The sequence below is a fragment of the Polyangium fumosum genome (assembly GCF_005144585.1).
In the GTDB taxonomy this organism is placed as follows: domain Bacteria; phylum Myxococcota_A; class Polyangia; order Polyangiales; family Polyangiaceae; genus Polyangium; species Polyangium fumosum.
The window spans coordinates 154187-170282 of the sequence record NZ_SSMQ01000011.1 but is presented as its reverse complement, the minus strand read 5'-3'; the positions used below and the strand labels follow the sequence as shown (position 1 = coordinate 170282).

At 70.5% G+C, this 16096-nt stretch carries 10 protein-coding genes; 5 read left to right on the top strand and 5 right to left on the bottom strand.

Annotated features, from left to right (window positions below):
- Positions 1 to 57: 57 nt before the first annotated feature.
- From E8A74_RS13345 to E8A74_RS13330, 4 genes are all read right to left on the bottom strand, one after another.
- The gene (locus E8A74_RS13345; RefSeq protein ID WP_170229103.1) at positions 58 to 657 is read right to left on the bottom strand and encodes a thioredoxin family protein; all 600 of its coding nucleotides are present in this window, start codon (positions 655 to 657) and stop codon (positions 58 to 60) included.
- Complete coding sequence (locus E8A74_RS13340) at positions 654 to 1943, bottom strand: zinc-ribbon domain-containing protein (RefSeq protein ID WP_136929401.1); 1290 nt, start codon at positions 1941 to 1943, stop codon at positions 654 to 656. Before E8A74_RS13340 ends, E8A74_RS13345 begins: the two co-directional genes overlap by 4 nt.
- A gap of 291 nt (positions 1944 to 2234) precedes the next feature.
- Positions 2235 to 4040: a sigma-54-dependent transcriptional regulator gene (locus E8A74_RS13335; RefSeq protein ID WP_136929356.1), complete on the bottom strand. Its 1806-nt coding sequence runs from the start codon at positions 4038 to 4040 to the stop codon at positions 2235 to 2237.
- Between the two features lie 220 nt (positions 4041 to 4260).
- Positions 4261 to 6078: a hypothetical protein gene (locus E8A74_RS13330; protein WP_136929355.1), complete on the bottom strand. Its 1818-nt coding sequence runs from the start codon at positions 6076 to 6078 to the stop codon at positions 4261 to 4263.
- A gap of 73 nt (positions 6079 to 6151) precedes the next feature.
- On the opposite strand from E8A74_RS13330, the gene E8A74_RS13325 reads away from it, so the two are divergent.
- Entirely contained in the window at positions 6152 to 7753 is a 1602-nt protein-coding gene (locus tag E8A74_RS13325; RefSeq protein WP_136929354.1) for a hypothetical protein, read from the top strand.
- A gap of 18 nt (positions 7754 to 7771) precedes the next feature.
- Here E8A74_RS13325 and E8A74_RS13320 read toward each other — a convergent pair whose 3' ends face one another.
- The gene (locus E8A74_RS13320) at positions 7772 to 9970 is read right to left on the bottom strand and encodes a PilZ domain-containing protein (protein ID WP_170229102.1); all 2199 of its coding nucleotides are present in this window, start codon (positions 9968 to 9970) and stop codon (positions 7772 to 7774) included.
- A gap of 343 nt (positions 9971 to 10313) precedes the next feature.
- Between E8A74_RS13320 and E8A74_RS13315 the strand changes: the two genes are divergently transcribed.
- From E8A74_RS13315 to mfd, 4 genes are all read left to right on the top strand, one after another.
- Positions 10314 to 10682 (top strand): DUF2325 domain-containing protein, encoded by a 369-nt coding sequence (locus E8A74_RS13315; RefSeq protein WP_136929352.1) that lies wholly within the window; start codon positions 10314 to 10316, stop codon positions 10680 to 10682.
- Between the two features lie 83 nt (positions 10683 to 10765).
- A complete protein-coding gene (locus tag E8A74_RS13310) occupies positions 10766 to 11149 on the top strand; it encodes a hypothetical protein (RefSeq protein ID WP_136929351.1) in 384 nt (127 codons plus the stop codon).
- Between the two features lie 110 nt (positions 11150 to 11259).
- On the top strand, positions 11260 to 12309 hold the full coding sequence (locus E8A74_RS53900) for a tudor domain-containing protein (RefSeq protein ID WP_136929350.1): 1050 nt from the start codon (positions 11260 to 11262) through the stop codon (positions 12307 to 12309).
- 35 nt (positions 12310 to 12344) lie between these two features.
- Entirely contained in the window at positions 12345 to 16094 is a 3750-nt protein-coding gene (gene mfd / locus E8A74_RS13300; RefSeq protein WP_136929349.1) for a transcription-repair coupling factor, read from the top strand.
- The last annotated feature ends 2 nt before the right edge of the window (positions 16095 to 16096 follow it).

The following is a 16096-nucleotide window of genomic DNA, read 5'->3' as shown; positions in this document are numbered from 1 at the left end:
TTACCGGGCAGGTTCGCCATCATAGCCGGGCCCGCGAAACAGGGACAAGCTCTCCTATCAGGGATCGGCGGCGGCTTTCCGGATCGCCGCGAGGACCTCCTCGACGGTGCAGGCGCCCAAGAGACGCGCGACCTCACGCCCGTCGGCATCGAGCACGAGCGTCGTCGGCACGGTGCTCACGCCGTACCGCGCAGCCCAGAGCTCGGCGTCCGGCGTCTCGTCCGTGAGATCGATGCGCAGCGCCACGAGCGGCGTGCGCTGGAGCTGGATGCGCGGATCGGACCAGACCTCCCGCGCCATGGCAATCGACGCCGCGGACCACGCCGCCGAGAGGTGCACGACGAGCGGCACCCCTTCCCGCGCGGCGCGGGCGCGGGCCCGAGGTTCGTCCGTCTCCCACACCCACGGACGAAGCGACGGCGAGGACGCCGCGCCTTTCGGTTCGGGATCTCCGACGATGACCACGGCAGGCGCGCCACCGACGATCGCCACGACGGGCGCAGGCTCGGGCGCACGCGCGGCGCACGCGACGAGGCATGCGCTCGCGGCGAGGACGAACGCGCGCGGATCGATCGCGGGTTTGGAGAAACGAACGAGGCGGAAGCGGGCGGGGCTCTGCGGATCCGTGGATCGGGAGCCCCCTCCCGGAAGGGTCACTTGCCCTTGGCGGAGCAGCGCATCGCGCACATGAGATCGCCGGGCGCGCAGCCGCAGGAGCTCGCCTTCGTCGCGGGCTTCGCCGTGGACGCGGGCGCCGTGCCGCCGCCGCTCGTGGTCCCCGTACCGGCCTTCGACGTCGTGGCGCCGGTCTTCGACGTCGTGGCGCCCGCCTTCGACGTGCCGCCCTTCGGGTTCGCGGCGACCGCAGACGCGCTGGCCGCGGGCGCTTCCGTCTCGGCGACGGAAGGCGTCGGCACGGGCGGCGCGGTCTCGAGCGGAGGCGGCGTGTTCGCAGGCGCGACCGACTGCGCCGTCGGCTGCTCCGGCGGAGGCCCGCCGTTCATCACCATGAACGCGCCGACGATCGCGCCGACAGCGACGAGCGCGCCGACGCCGATGAAGAGCGGCGTGCGGTTCTTCTGCGGCTTCGTCTCCTCGGGAATCGGGATCGGAGCCGCCGCGGGTGCCGTGACGGGCGGCGCCGCGAGCTCGAACAAGCCGCCGGAGTCACCGAGCAAGCTCGCCGCAGCGGACGTCGTGGACGGCGCAGCGGACGCGCCGGCGGCGAGCGCCTTCAGATCGATGAGGCCGGAGTCATCGGAGTTCATCGACTTCGACGGCGTCGACGCGAGCGCGCCGAGGCTGCCGAGGCTGCTCGCGGCCGAGGAGGACGACTGGCCTGCGCGGTTCGTCAGCGCGCTGAGCGAGAAGAGCGCGGACTGCTCTTCCTTGCCGGCGCCGATGCGCACGGGCGCGGCTGCTGCGCGGGGCGAAGAGCCGCCGATGCCCGAGGCGCTCGTCGACACGTCGGAGGCGCCGTCGGAGCCGAAGAGATCGCGCGCTCCTCCGCGGGCACCGTCCTTCTTGACGGCAGCACGCGCGGGCTCGGGCGCAGGCTGCGGCGCGCTCGCGCCTTGCGCGGCCGCGTTGAGCGCGTCCACGATCGCCTGCACCTGGCCGAGGGGCTGCCAGTCGCCCATGCCATCGGCCCAGACGTACGTGTCTGCGGTGATGACCGAGCTGTTGTAGGCCTGGACGATCTCTTGCAGCGACATCGTTCGCTGATCGCCCTCGGCCACGTTGATCTGGTACGCCCCGCCGTCCGCCGCCGCCTCTTCGGCGCCCGCGGCCGAGGCGGCGTCAGCGTTCGTCGTGGTCGCCCCGCTGCTGTTGACGAGGATCGTCGCGCCGCACTTACGGCACTTGATCTTGACGGTCTTGCCTTGGACCTTCTCGTCCGAAACCGTGTACTTCGACTGGCAAGATTGGCAGGTGATCTTCATGTCGCGTCTGGTTCGGAGGGTCGACTGTTTACCTCGGGTCGGTCTTCGATCGAAGACTCTACCAGGGCGCCCTGTCGTTTCGGACCTTTCCTGACGTATCAGCCACGAGGAAGACTCGAATCTGCCAAAAATTCGTCTCCACGTGCAATTTCTTGGAGCCCGACCCAAAAAAGCGCTTGCAAGCGTGTCGAAAGCGGCCCGCTTCGGGAAGCAGGACCGCAAGACGACGGACGAACCCGACCGGCGAGGCCCCTCGCCGCCGGATCGGCGCACGCTGGATCGAGGGAGGGATCAGGAAAGACAGCGGCCCGCGTCGAGGTCGCCCGCGGCGCTGGGAACGCTCGGCGCTTCTTCCGAGGCCGGCGGCGGCGCTTCCTCGGCGCTGTCTTGCGGACTCTCGGCCTCCTGCGCCTCGGGCGCCTCGTGGCTGCCAACGTGCTCGCCGTACGCCTGGAGCTTCGAGTAGAGCCCGCGCCGGCTGATGCCGAGCACGCGCGCCGCGCGCTGCTTGTTGCCGCGCACGGCCTCGAGCGTCAGCAGGATGAGCTTGCGCTCGGCGTCGGCGAGGCGCGTGCCCACGGGCAAACGCAGCACGAGCGGGTGCTCGCCGCGCTCGCCGCCCTCGCGGGCTTCGAGGTCGTGGGACGACGGCGTCGTCGCGCGGATCGGCGCCTGGGCAAACGACGCGGCCGCCGACGGCGGCGGTTCGGTGAGCGAAGGCGGAGGCTCGCGCCCCTCGAGCTCCGCGATCGCCGGCGGCGGCGTCGTCGTGATCGGCGCAGGCGGCACCTGGTGCTCCGGCTCCGGGTGCGGAGGGCTCGCGTGGACCTGCAGGTCGTGGTGCGAGCGACGGCCCGTGCGCCGCTCGATGCGGCCCTGGCCGATCTGGACCTCCTCCGGCGCGACGATCTCGCCCGCGGCGAAGAGCGCCGTCTGCTCGACGACGTTGCGGAGCTCGCGCACGTTGCCCGGCCAGTCGTGCCCGTAGAGCCTCTGGATCGCGCCCTCGGAGAAGCGACGCGCGGGCGTGCCGTAGCGCTTCGCGAACTTCACGAGGAACCGCTCGGCGATCGGCAGGATGTCCTCCACGCGCTCGCGCAGCGGAGGCAGCGTGATCGTGAAGACGTTGAGGCGATAGTAGAGGTCCTCGCGGAAGACGTTCTCGTCCACGAGATCGAGCAGGTCCTTGTTCGTCGCAGCCACGATCCGGACGTCGGCCTCGATCTCCTTGCGGCCGCCGACGCGCGTGAAGCGGTAGGTCTCGAGCACGCGCAGCAGGCTCACCTGCACGGCGCTGTCCATCGTGCCGACCTCGTCGAGGAACACGGTGCCGCCCGTCGCCGCCTCGAACTTGCCTTCGGCCGAGGAGAAGGCGCCGGTGAACGAGCCCTTCTCGTGACCGAAGAGCTCGCTGCCGATGAGCTCGCGCGGGATCGCGCCCGTGTGCACGGGGATGAAGGGGCCGTTCTTGCGTGGGCTGCGGTTGTGGATCGCGCGCGCCACGAGCTCCTTGCCCGTGCCGCTCTCGCCCACGATGAGCACGGGCGCCATCGTCGATGCGACCCGGTCGATCCGGGCGAAGACCTCGCGCATGCCGCGGGAGCCGCCCACCATGCCCTCGAACACGAGCGGCCCCGACGTGGCGTCGTCGTCCTCGCCTTCGGCCTCGCGGACGTTGTCCGACGACAGCAGCTCGCGCACGAGCGAGACGAGCCGCGCCGGATCGAGCGGCTTTTGCAGGTAGTCGGCCGCGCCGAGCTTGAGCGCGTCAACCGCGCTCGACACCGAGCCCGACCCCGTCACAACCACGACCGCGGGCGCGGGCGTGGTCGTCTTCATGGCCTCATCCTCCGTCGGAGGCGTGAGGCGACGCATGAGATCCATGCCGGTCATCCCGGGGAGGTTCAGATCGGTCACGAGCACATCGGCGGGCGTCCGGTGCTGGATCTCGAGGGCCTGCTCGCCGCTCGAAGCGACGAGGACGTCGAGCCCCTCATGCCGGAGCACGGCCTCCAGGATCGCAGCTTGATCAGGCTCGTCCTCGACCAGCAAGACACGCCCCGTATGGTGCCCGGCCGCCCGGTGCGCGCGGAGCATCGGTCCCCTCGCATGCACTGAAGCGCTCGCTCCCAAGCTTTTCCTCCCCGGAGGTTCTCCGCGCGATCTACGCGGCGCCTCCACGCTTTCGGTGAAGGAACTCTAGCGAAGAGGTTCGCTCACGCCACCCGCCGGGATCAATTCAGGATCCCCCTCGTTTGGGTATCGCGATCCCCCGAGGTGCGTGTCAGGTACGGCCTGGACGCTCGTACGGAATGCCTCAGGGCGTCCGCGTGTCGGGCGTCTCCTTGCGACGGTAGATGCACCAGGCGAAGCCCGCGTCGAGCGGAACTTTGCCCGCGATCTCGTAGGCCGGCAGGAAGCGTCGATCGCGGTAGATGACCTGCGATCCCGGGACGGAGGGGTGCTTGCAGTCGATGTTCGAGGAGATCAGCAGGAAGTAGGGCGGGCGCTTGTCGAAGAAGCGATCGAGGAAGCCGGGGCCGAGCTTGCGCGTGTAGCCGCCCTCGAGCTTGCTGATGACCGGATCGACGAGGCCGAGCAGATCGAGGATGGGGTAGTCCGTCGCGTAGCCGACGTACCCGATGTCGCCGATCGCGATCTCCCCGGGCTTGCCGTTCTCGAGGAACCACTTCGCCGTGCCGCCCGCGGCCATCTTCCAGAAGCGATCCTCCTTCTCGAGGATCTGCCGCTGCGCGCTCTGCATGTTCCCGACCCGCAAGGAGAAAGCGATGGTCAGAAACGCGGCGAGCGCGAGGTTCGCGGCGCGACTCCTTCGATCGACGATCGCGCGCGTCGAGACGCAGATGAGCAGGAACGCGAACGGCTCGAAGGGCGCCATGAAGCGGTAGAACGGCATCCAGTCGCCGCCGACGAGCACGACGTAGAGCAGCACGAAGATCGCGATCGCGGAGACCGCGAGCAGATCCCGTCGCTTCCACACAAGGCCCATCGCGACTGCGAAGATCCCGAGGTAGAGCACGGGTCCGGCGTGGTTGACGTAGTTCCGGACGTAGTCGGCGCCGCCGTCGATCTGCGCCGACCAGTTGCCCGTCTTCGCCGAGAACGTGTTCGGCACGAACGAGCCGTAGTACGCGCGCCGAAACGCGAGGTGCGTCCCGACAGGCAGGACGAACGCCACGCCGCGCAGGAGGTTCTGCTTGCCGAAGAAGCCGCCCGGCGCGGTGAACACGCGGACCGCGGCGTTTTTCGTGCCGAACGCATCTCGCCCGAAGGTCAGCACGAGCATGAGCAGCCCGACGAACGCAGGCGCCTCGGGCCGCGTGATCCCGGCGAGGCCAAAGACGAGGCCCGACCAAGGGAAACGGAAGCTCGCCCTGGACGAACCTTCCTCGTCGGGATCGATCTCGCCGAGGAAGAGCCACGTGCCCGCGAGCAAGAGGAAGACGAAGAACGCGGTCTCGAGGCCGAAGACCGCGTACCCCGAGAAGACGACGGTGGTCGCGGCGAGCCACGTCGCGAGGCAGGGCGCCGCCGCGAGCGGCCGGAGCCGATCGGAGAGGCGGTACATCATGACGAGCGCGCCGAGCGCGGAGGCGGCGCCGAGGACCTTCGCCGTGACGTCGGGATCGAGGCCGATCTTGATCGCGCCGGCGAGGATCACGGTCCAGAGGAAGTTCGTGTACCCCTCGATGCGCTCGCCCGCGTTGTAGACGAGGCCGAGGCCCTGCGCGAGGTTCCGCGCGTAGCGGTAGGAGATGTACGCGTCGTCGATGGTGAACGACAGGACGCGGCCTGCGTTCACGAGCATCACGATCGCCGGAAGGACGAGGCCGACGACGAGGTGCACGAACCGCGGCAAGGGCGCCCCCGCAGCCCAGTCGCGGAGCGTCACCGCCGGCGGACGTTTCCAGGGGGGATCGGCCGCGTCGGGATCGGGATCGTCGCGATCGTCGTCGGATTCCGGATCGTCCGCGTCCGCGTCTGCTTCCGCGTTTGCTTCCGCTTCCGCGTTTGCTTCCGCTTCCGCGTCGGCTTCCGCTTCCACGTCGGCTTTCGCTTCCGCCTCCGCCGCCGCGTCGCTCGCTCGCTCGTCGCCCTCGGGCTGCCTCTTCACGCCACGGCCATACCACCGTCGGGCCCGGTCTTGGCAAGCGTCGCCGTGCTTTCCGCCGCGACGAAGGCCAGGTATGGGCCGCTCCTCGATGTCGACCTGCGAAAACGGCCCCGTCGCCGCCTCGCCCGAGGCCCCCCCGCCGAGCGCGCTTGTCTCTTTCCGCGCCTGGCTCGGCGGCGCGCCGCTCTCCCAACCCACGCACCTCGCGCTCGGTCTCGTCCTGCCGATGATGCTCGTCGTCGCGAACGCCTACCGCGTCGCGGGCTTCACGATCGACGACGCGTACATCTCCTTCCGCTACGCGCGGAACTTCGCGGAGGGGCACGGGCTCGTCTACAACCTCGGCGAGCGCGTCGAGGGGTACACGAACTTCCTCTGGACCGTGCTGCTCGGCGTCTTCGCGACGCTCGGCGCGCGCCCCGAGATCACCGCGAAGGTGCTCGGCGTCGTCTGCGCGTGCGCCTCGCTCGTCCCCGTCTACCGCATCGCGCGCAGGCTCGCGCCGCTCGGGTGGTCGCCGTGCCTCGCCACGTGGCTCTGCGCTTCGAGCTTCCTCCAGACGGGGTATGCCGTCTTCGGCCTCGAGTCGCCGCTCTTCGTCCTGCTCGTCCTCCTCGGCACGGATCGCTTCCTCATCGAGGCGCACGACGACGCCGACGTCTTCCCCTGGTCGGGCCCGCTCTTCGCGCTCGCGGCCCTCACCCGCCCCGAGGCGCCGCTCTTCCTCCTCCTGCTCTACGTCTGGCACCCGGACCAACCCTTCTCCCGCCGGAGCCTCACGCGCCTCGCCACCTTCGCCGTTCCCGTCCTCGCGCACCTCGCGTTCCGCCGCCTCTACTACGGCGGCTTCTTCCCCAACACGCTCACCGCGAAGACGGGCGACATGAACCAGCAGCTCCACGGCGGCCTCGACTACCTGCGCCGCTACGCGATGCACGCCGGGCCCGCGCTCTGGGCCGGGATCGCCGCGATCGTGGTCTTCGTCGTCCGCAAGCGACGCGACGGGCTCGCCGTCGCTGCCATCGCCCTCACCTTCGGCCTCTACGTGCTCCTCGTCGGTGGCGACTGGATGCCGTACTACCGCTTCCTCGCGCCCGCCGAGCCCTTCGCGTTCTTGCTCATCGACGCCGTCGTGCGCACCGTCGCCGAGCGCAGGGAGCGGGCCGTGGCGCTCGCGGTCGCCCTGTTCATGATCCTCGTGGGCTTCACGCGCGTGGGTTCGCTGCGGCAAGCGCAGCGCGACATCTTCGAAAAGGACAAAGCCTTCTGGGACGACGCCGGCGGCCGGACCGCGGCGTGGCTCTCGGCGCGCGGAAACCCCGGGCCCGTCGCCATCGCCGACATCGGCTACGTCGGCTACGCGACGGGCTTTCCCGTCGTCGACATGCTCGGCCTGCTCGCGCCCGAGATCGCGCGCCTCCCGGGCGGCTACACGAACAAGACGGGCGCGGGATACGCCGACGCGATCTTCGCGCGCGACCCGCGCTACGTGGTGATCATCTCCTCGACCGTCGACTGCAAGAGCCCCACGGTCCCCTCGTCCCGCACGCTCCACGCGAGTAGCGAGCTGCGCACGCAGTTCGTCGTGGCCGAGCCGATCAAGCTCCGCAACGGCGGGGCCTGGTGCATCTTCGAAAGAAAAAGCGGCGCCGAAACCCGTCCGGCGCCGCGCTGATCTGGGGAGGGGCTTCGTTCAGGGCTTCTTCGTCGGCTTCTTGGCAGCAGCGGCCTTCTTCTTGTCCGCGGCCTTCTTCTTCTTCGTCTTGTCGCCCGCCTTCGCGACCTTCTTCTTCGCGTCGGTGCCGAGCGCGATGTCGAGCCGGTCGCCCTTCGCCTTCGCGAGGTAGGCCGGCACGCCGTCCTTGAACTGCAGGCTGATCTCCGCGCCCGCGGGGTTGTTCACCACGTTGATCGAGGCGATCCGCTTGTCCTTGCGCGCGAGCTCCGTCGCCGACGAGAGCGCGCGCCGGCCGGGCAGCGAGACCGTGAAGCCCATCGCGCCAGCCGCGCCGTTCACCGTCTCGATCGGCCCGTCCATCTTCAGCTTCAGCACGATCGGGCTCCGCACGTTGCCCTTGCCGTACTGCTTGCCGTCGCCTTGTGTCTCCGCCTCGTCCGCGTCGCCTTCGCCTTCGCCGTCGTCCGCCGCGGCGGCCTGCGCGCCGTCGCCCTCGGACCCGGCCGGCGGCACTTGCGCGACCGTCCCGTCGGGCTGCGTCGGCATCGCTGGCACCGGCTCCGTCGTCGAGAGCGGCGTCGCCCCGAAGAGCGGCACGTTCACGTTCGGCACGGCGTTCGGATCCCCGGCCGCCACGTTCGCCGCCGTCGGCGCGGGCAGCGCTGCGGCCGATCCCGCGGCGTTCGCCGCCATGCCTTGCGGATCGGCCGGCGCCGCTGCGCGCGACGCGCCGAGCAGCCGGATCCCGCCCACCACGACGAGCACCGCGGCGAGCCCGAGCGCGCTGCCCATGAGCGCGGCTTTCCGGCTCGATCGGGCCTTCGGCGCCGCCTCGCTCGTCTCCGCCTCTTCCTTGTCGCGCACGAGCTTCTTGCCGGCTGCGCGCAACGCGCCCGTCGGCGGCGCTGCGGTCGTCCGCCGCATCGCTTGACCGTCCGTCGCCTCGGCCGCCTCCTCGCCGCGCCGCTTCCGGATCGCCGTGAACAGGCCCGACATCGCGTCCTTCGCGCGCGTCCCGATCCCGCCCACCGCCGGACCGATCGCGCCGAACGCCGCCTTCGTCGCGCCCTTCGCCTTCTCGGTCGCCCCGCGCAGCGCCGCGGAAAAATCCTTCTTCGCGCCGATCGCGGGCGAATCCAGCGACGGATCGTTCGCCTCGGCCACCTCGTCGTTCTCCTCCTCGTTCGTCGTGCGCAGCGCTGCGGACTCGGTCGACGCGCTCGGCCGCGTGGCCGGCGGCGTCGACCGCATCTCCTGCGTCCGCGCACGCGAGGGCACGACCGGCGATGAGAGAAGCTCGGCGCGAGCCTCCTTCTCCTTGGCCTCCTTGGCCTCCTTGGCCTCGCCGCTCCCCGCGCTGACTTCCGTCTTCGTGGCCGGACCCACGCCCGGCGTCGTGCGCTTGATCAGCGCGCCGAGCCCGAGGGACGGAGCTTCCTTGCTCGACTCCTTCTCCGGCGCCTTCGACGCGACCGCCTTCTCCGGCTCCTTCGCCGCGGCGACGGCCTTCTTCGACTCCTTCGCCTCGCCGAAGCTCAGCGACACCACGAGCTGCGGCACCTTCGTCGCCGGGTCGACCTCCACCTTCACGGCGTCGACCCTCGCGGCGCGTTTGTCGCCGTGGTCCATGTCTTCGAGCTCCAGCGACCGGCCCACCTTGAGGAACTCCAGGTTCGAGCCCACGAGCACCTCGCCGCCCGCGGCTTCCCGCACCCGCGCCTTCATCGGCGAGCCGAGCCCATCGATGTGCAGACGCACGCGTGTCCCGGGGATCCCCATCGCGCCGATCCCGCTGCTCCCTTCGGTCGTCCCGCCGAGCTCCTGGCACAGGCTGCGCAGCGTCGCCTCGGCGTCGGGGTTGTCGAAGCCCACGAAGCGCAGGCCGAACTCGCCGCCGCGGGGCGCTTCGCGGCGCCAGGTCACCTCGCCGTCGGCGACCACCTCGCCCGCGTCGCCTTCGAACCGGCACACGAGCCGATCGCCGAGCTGCGGGAGGTAGGCCGTGCGCAGGCGCATGCCTTCGGGCGAGACGTCGATCGACTCGGCCTCGAAGCCGCCGCTGCCCTTGGCCTCGCCCACGGCCACCAGCGCCTCGAAGTGGACCCGGTGATGGCCCGCGCGCCGGTCCGGCGTCCCGGGCGTCCCGGGCGTGGCCGTCGTGTTTGCCCGGCCGTTCGTGCCTTCCGCGGAGTCCTCTGCGCCTCGCATGCTCATGACAATCCTCCAGGGGTGGAGACGTGACAGACCCCGTCCCCGCCGCGCCCCACGCGGCTCACTCGCTTTCGCCCCGACTAAGTCACCCCGAGGAAGAGGGCCAAGTTTGCGTGGCGGGAAGAAACCGCCCCCGCGCAGGTTGTCCCGAAGCGCGGACGAGACCGGCGCCCGAGGCAGGGCGCAGGGGTTGGGTCCAGGCTCCGCCATCACGGACTATTTTCCGTGATGACGACGGAAAGGCCTGGACAGTCCCGCTACGGAACCTTAGATCATCCGCTATAGCGGACAGTCGGCCACCGGGAGCACCGAGGTGCTTCTCGGCGGTGGCCGTCGAGGAGGCCCCATGCGCATTGGTTGGATCGGGGGAGTCGAGCGTTACGAGGTGCAACTGGAGCGGCTCGCGAAGGCGGCCGGGCACGAGCTCGAATATCACCGGGGCGACGTGCGGGGCCGGGGGGCGCAGTCGCTCGAGGGGCTCGTGGAGCGCTGCCAGCTCATCGTGATCGTGACGGAGACGAACAGCCACGGCGCCGTCCTGCTCGCGCGCAAGCTCGCGCGTCAACGCGGCCGCGGCACGCTCCTCCTGCGCAAGAGCGGCATCGCCCGCTTCGCGCGCTTGCTCGAGGCCATCGACGAGGCGACGGCGAAAGGCCTCTTCCACGCGGACGGTTCGATGGGCACGGGCTACGAAGCGGCCCTGCTCGGTGCGTAACGCTGCGAATGTGCTCGGCCTCTCCGAGCGAGGCCGGGGCGCATCGCGGCTGCGATCTGCCCGAAACGTGACAAGCTCCGCGTGTGAGTGACGAGCCCGAAGCGCCCGAGCAGCCGTCCGCCCCGAGCGAGGCGACGGAGACGAAGGCCGAGGACGTGGTGATGATCCACAGCCCGATGTCCGACGGACAGGGCTACCACGTGCTGCGGCTGCGCGAGGGCAACGTGGAGCTCGGCGCGATCCGGAACATGCGCGAAGGCGCGCCGGTGCACGGCGACGTCGTGAAGCTGTCGCAACGCAAAGAGCACGAGCGTCTCTACGACGTCGAGGTGCTCGTGAAGAGCCCGAGGCCCTCGGAGGCGCCCCGATCGGGCCCGGCGCAGGTCGCGACGGACGCGTACCGGGCAAACTGGGAGGCGATTTTCGGGGCGGGACGTGGGGACGGCGGGGGCGAGACGTTGAATTGAGCCCCTCGCGATTGCGGGCCCCCGTGGCCATTGCGAGGGCCGGTCTGCCACCTCGACGGGGTTTTGCTTCCCCTTGACCCCTCGCCGCACCCCGGCTTCCCTCGGCGCGCATGGATCCCCTCGCGCCCATCGCCGGCCTCACGCTGGAGCAATACGCCGAGCTTCGCGCCCTCTGCGCGGATCACCCCGACGACGCCGACGCCTGCGCGCGTGTCGTGCAATCGAAGAACGTCTCCCGCGAGGACTGGCTCGCCGCGCATGCGGGCTGGCTCGCGCGGCTCGAGGATCCCGCGCTCGGCGGCGCCGTCGCCGTGCGCTTCGTCCCGGCCTATCAGGCCGCGCTCGGCCGCGCCAAGGGCGCCGCCCCCGCGCTCTCGTTCGAGGAGTACGTCGAGCTCTCCGCGCAGATCATGCACGCAGGCCTCTCGTCCACGCTCGCGCGCCAGGACCTGGATCTCTTCCGCTACACGCAGATCGCGTTCCACTGGAACGCCGCGATGTCCCGCGACATGCAGCAGTTCGTCGCGTACGTCTGCGCCGTCGAGCAGGAACTCTTGCGCCTGCACCGCGGCGGTGAGCGTCGCCCCATTGCCACGTTCGCCACGCTGATCGGCACGCAAGCCACGGCCTACGCGCCCCCCTCGGAGGCCCCCGCGGCTCCCGCGAGTGAACCCGCGCCCGCCTCCATTCCTGCGCCTGCGCTCGCTGCCGTTCCTGCGCCCGCGCTCGCTGCCGTTCCTGCGCCCGCGCCCGCGCTCGCCTCCATTCCCGCGCCTGCGCTCGCTGCCGTTCCCGCTCCCGCGGCCGTTCCTACACCCGAGCCCGCGGCCGTCCCCGCGGCCGAGCCCGCGGCCGCGCCCGCTGCCGTTCCCACAGCCGCTCCGGTGCAACAACCGAAGACCCTGGAGCAAGAGGCCACCGATGCGGCCAAGGCCGTCGGCGGCGCGCTCAAGAGCGGGTTCGACAAGCTCGGCCACGCGCTCGATTCGTTCGGCAAGAGCCTGTCCAAACCAGGCGTCGGATCGGCCGTGCTCGTCGCGTGGTCGGACGGAAACAAGTACCCGGGGACGGTCGCGCAAATCTCACAAGGTCAGTACTTCGTGACGATGAGCAACGGCGAGCAGTATTGGGTGGCCGAGGCGTACATCTCGGCTCCGTAGTTCCCGCACGCTTCGTGCTACACCCGCGGCGAACGATGCCCGCGACCGAAAAGGCAACCAGAGGCGCAGAGCTCCGCGCTTCCCTCGGCGAGATCGCCGGTGTCGAGGCCCTCGACGTCGAGCTCGATCGCCCCGAAATAACGCCGGTCGAGCCCCTCCCCTCCTACGAGCTCCCGCTCGATCGCCCGATCACCACCACGCGGGATCTCGCCACGCGCATCCTCGGCGCGAAGGGCCCCACGATCCACGTCGTCTCCGTCGCGGGCGGCGCCACCGCGCTCGTCCTCCGCGCCCTCGCGAAAACGACGCGCCGAAAGATCATCGCCGTCACGGCCGATCTCGAAGCCGCGCGCGCCCTCCACGCCGACGCTTCGTTCCTCCTCGCCGGCGCGGATGCCGAGGAGCCGGACGCGGGCAAGACCACGCTCGGCGAGGTCCTGCTCTTCCCGCCGAACGAGTCGAGCCCCTACGCCGACGTGAACCCCGATCGCCGCGGCGCCGAGGCCCGCCTCGCCGCGCTCTTCCACCTCGCCGTGGATCTGCCTTGGCGCGCGCTCGTCTGTCCCGTCTCCGCCCTCGCCCGCAAGGTCGTCCCGCAGCCGGAGGTCCTCGAACACGCCGAGCTCGTCGTGACCGAGCAGGAGATCGAGCGGGACGCCTTGATCCGCAGGCTCGCGCAGGCCGGCTACGTCCGGAGCCCCCTCGTCGAGGACCCCGGCACCTTCGCCGTGCGTGGCGCCCTGCTCGACGTCTGGCCCCCGAACGCGAGTTTTCCCGCGCGCATCGAGTTCTACGGCGACCTCGTCATGGGGATCAAATCGTTTGACCCCGAAGGACAGAAGACGATCGCCGACATCAAGGAGGTCTGGCTCCCGCAGGCGCGCGAGGCCGTGCTCACGCCCGAGAACGAGTCCCGCGCCCGCGAGCGCGCGCGGGCCGCGTGTGACGCGGTCGATCTACCCTCGGTGAAGGCGCGCGCCCTCGTCGACGACGTCACGAGTGGTCGCACGTTCTTCGGGGCCGAAGGGTTCCTCCCGGCGTACCTCGACCTCGCTCCGCTCGCCTCGTACCTGCCCGACGACGCCATCGTCGTGCTCGAAGATCCCGCGGCGATCACGCGATCCTTGCGCGACGAGCTCGGCCGCGCCCTGGCCGATCTCGCCCACAAGTCGCGCGACGCGCACTTCCCGCTCGACGCGTTTTACGAGACCGAGGGCGGCATCGCCGCGTGGATCGAGGGCCGCACGCACATCGCGCTCCATCGGACCGGGATCGCCGGAGACGCGCCGGATCCTGCTTCCCTCGAGCGCTTCGAGGTCGCGCCGGAGGAGGCACCTTCGCTCGCCACCTTCGATCAGGGCGACCTCGAACGCGCCATCAAGGCCGCGCGTGCTTCCCGGGGCAAAACCGGCGCGCTCGATCCGCTCGTGCGCCGCATCCTCGCTTGGCAGGAGCACGGCATGCGTGTCGTCGTCGCGGCGCGCGCGGAGACGCAGGTCGAGCGCCTCGTCACGCTCCTGCGCCACCAGGGCGTCCGCGTCCGCGCCCGCCTCGGCGCGTTCGACCCCGCGATCCTCGACGAGCAAGCTCCCGAGGCCGCGCGCACCGCGCTCGTCGTGCGAGGTGCGCTCGCGCGAGGCGTCGTCGCGCCGGCCGAGCTCCTCGCGCTCGTCACCGAGGAAGAGATCTTCGGCGCCCGCGCGCATCGACGCGCCGCGCGGGGCGGTAAGGACACCAAGGCCTCGGCGCGGCCCTTCCTCGAAGACCTGCGCAACCTCTCCGTCGGCGACTACGTCGTGCACGCCGATCACGGCATTGGCCGCTACCACGGGCTCGTGCACAAACAGGTCGGCGGCATGGTCGTCGACCTCATCACGGTCGAGTACGCGGGCGGCGACAAACTCTACCTGCCCGTCTACCGCCTGAACCAGATCCAGAAGTTTCAGGGCGGCGAGGGCACGCCCAAGCTCGACCGGCTCGGCGGACAAACGTTCGCCAAGACGAAAGCCAAAGTCGAGAAAAGCCTCCGCAAGATGGCGGACGAGCTGCTCCGCCTCTACGCCGAGCGAAGGAGCGCGATCGGCGAGCCCACGGCGCCGCCCGACGACGACTACGCCGCGTTCGAGGCGACCTTCCCCTTCGACGAGACGCCCGATCAGGCCCGCGCGATCGGCGAGGTCTCCTCCGATCTCGAAGCCGCGCGCCCGATGGATCGCCTCGTCTGCGGCGACGTCGGCTTCGGCAAGACCGAGGTCGCGATCCGCGCCGCCTTCCGCGTGGCCGCCTCGGGCCGCCAGGTCGCCGTCCTCTGCCCGACGACCGTGCTCGCGCAGCAGCACTACCTGAACTTCAAGGCCCGCATGAGCCCGTACGCGCTCGAAGTCCGGGCCATGTCGCGCTTCCAGTCGAACAAGGAGCAAGACGAGACCACGCGCGGCCTACGCGACGGCAAGGTCGACGTCGTCATCGGCACGCATCGTTTGCTCTCCAAGGATGTCCACTTCAAGAAGCTCGGCCTGCTCGTCGTGGACGAGGAGCAGCGGTTCGGCGTGACGCACAAGGAGCGCATCAAGGCGCTGAAGACGAACGTCGACGTCCTCACGCTCACGGCGACGCCGATCCCGCGCACGCTCCAGATGGCCGTCACGGGGCTGCGCGACATGTCCATCATCACGACGCCGCCCGCGGAGCGCCGCGCGATCCGGACCATCGTCACGCGGCACGACGAGAACGTCCTGCGCGAAGCCGCCCTGCGCGAGCTCGGCCGCGGCGGGCAGGTGTTTTACGTGTACAACCGCGTCGAGGGCCTCTACGAGCGGGCCGCGCGGCTCCAGGAGCTCGTCCCCTCGGCGCGCATCACGATCGCGCACGGGCAGATGAGCGAGACCACGCTGGAGCAGGCGATGCTCGACTTCGTCGAGGGCCGTTACGACATCCTCTGCTCGACGGCGATCATCGAGAGCGGCCTCGACATCCCGCGCGCGAACACGATGATCGTCGATCGCGCCGACATGTTCGGCCTCTCGCAGCTCTACCAGCTCCGCGGCCGCGTGGGCCGCTCGAAGGAGCGCGCGTATTGTTACCTCGTCGTCCCGCCCGCGAACGCGATGACCGACGAGTCCCGCTCGCGCATCGAGGCGCTGGAGCGGCACACCGAGCTCGGCTCGGGCTTCCAGATCGCCTCGCTCGATCTTGAACTCCGCGGCTCGGGCGACATCCTCGGCGCCGAGCAGAGCGGCAACGTGGCGCAGGTCGGCTTCGAGCTCTTCTGCCAGATGCTCGACGAGGCCGTGCACGAGCTCCAGGGCGAGCCCGTGGTGCACGAGGTCGATCCCGAGCTCGCCTTCGACGCGGACGCGCTCTTGCCCGAGGACTACGTGTCCGACGTCGGCGTGCGGTTGTCCTTCTACAAACGCCTCGCGAGCGCGTCGAGCCCGGACGAGGTGCAGGATCTCGCGAACGAGATGGAGGATCGCTTCGGCTCGCCGCCGATCGAGGCGCGAAGGCTCGTGCACCTGATGAGCCTCAAGACCGAGCTCCGCAAGCTCCGCGCGCTCGCGTGCGAGGCGACGGCGAAGGGCGTGACGCTGCACCTGCGCGACGACACGCCGCTCGATCCCGCGAAGGTGATGAAGCTCGTGCAGCCCAAGGGCTCGCCGTACAAGCTCTCGCCGGACATGCGTTTGTCGAGGAGGACGCGGGACACGGAGGTCTTCGCGAGCGGGCTCGAAGCGACGGACAAACTCCTCGCGGAGCTCGCGTCGTGCATGAAGGCGGGGGCGTAACG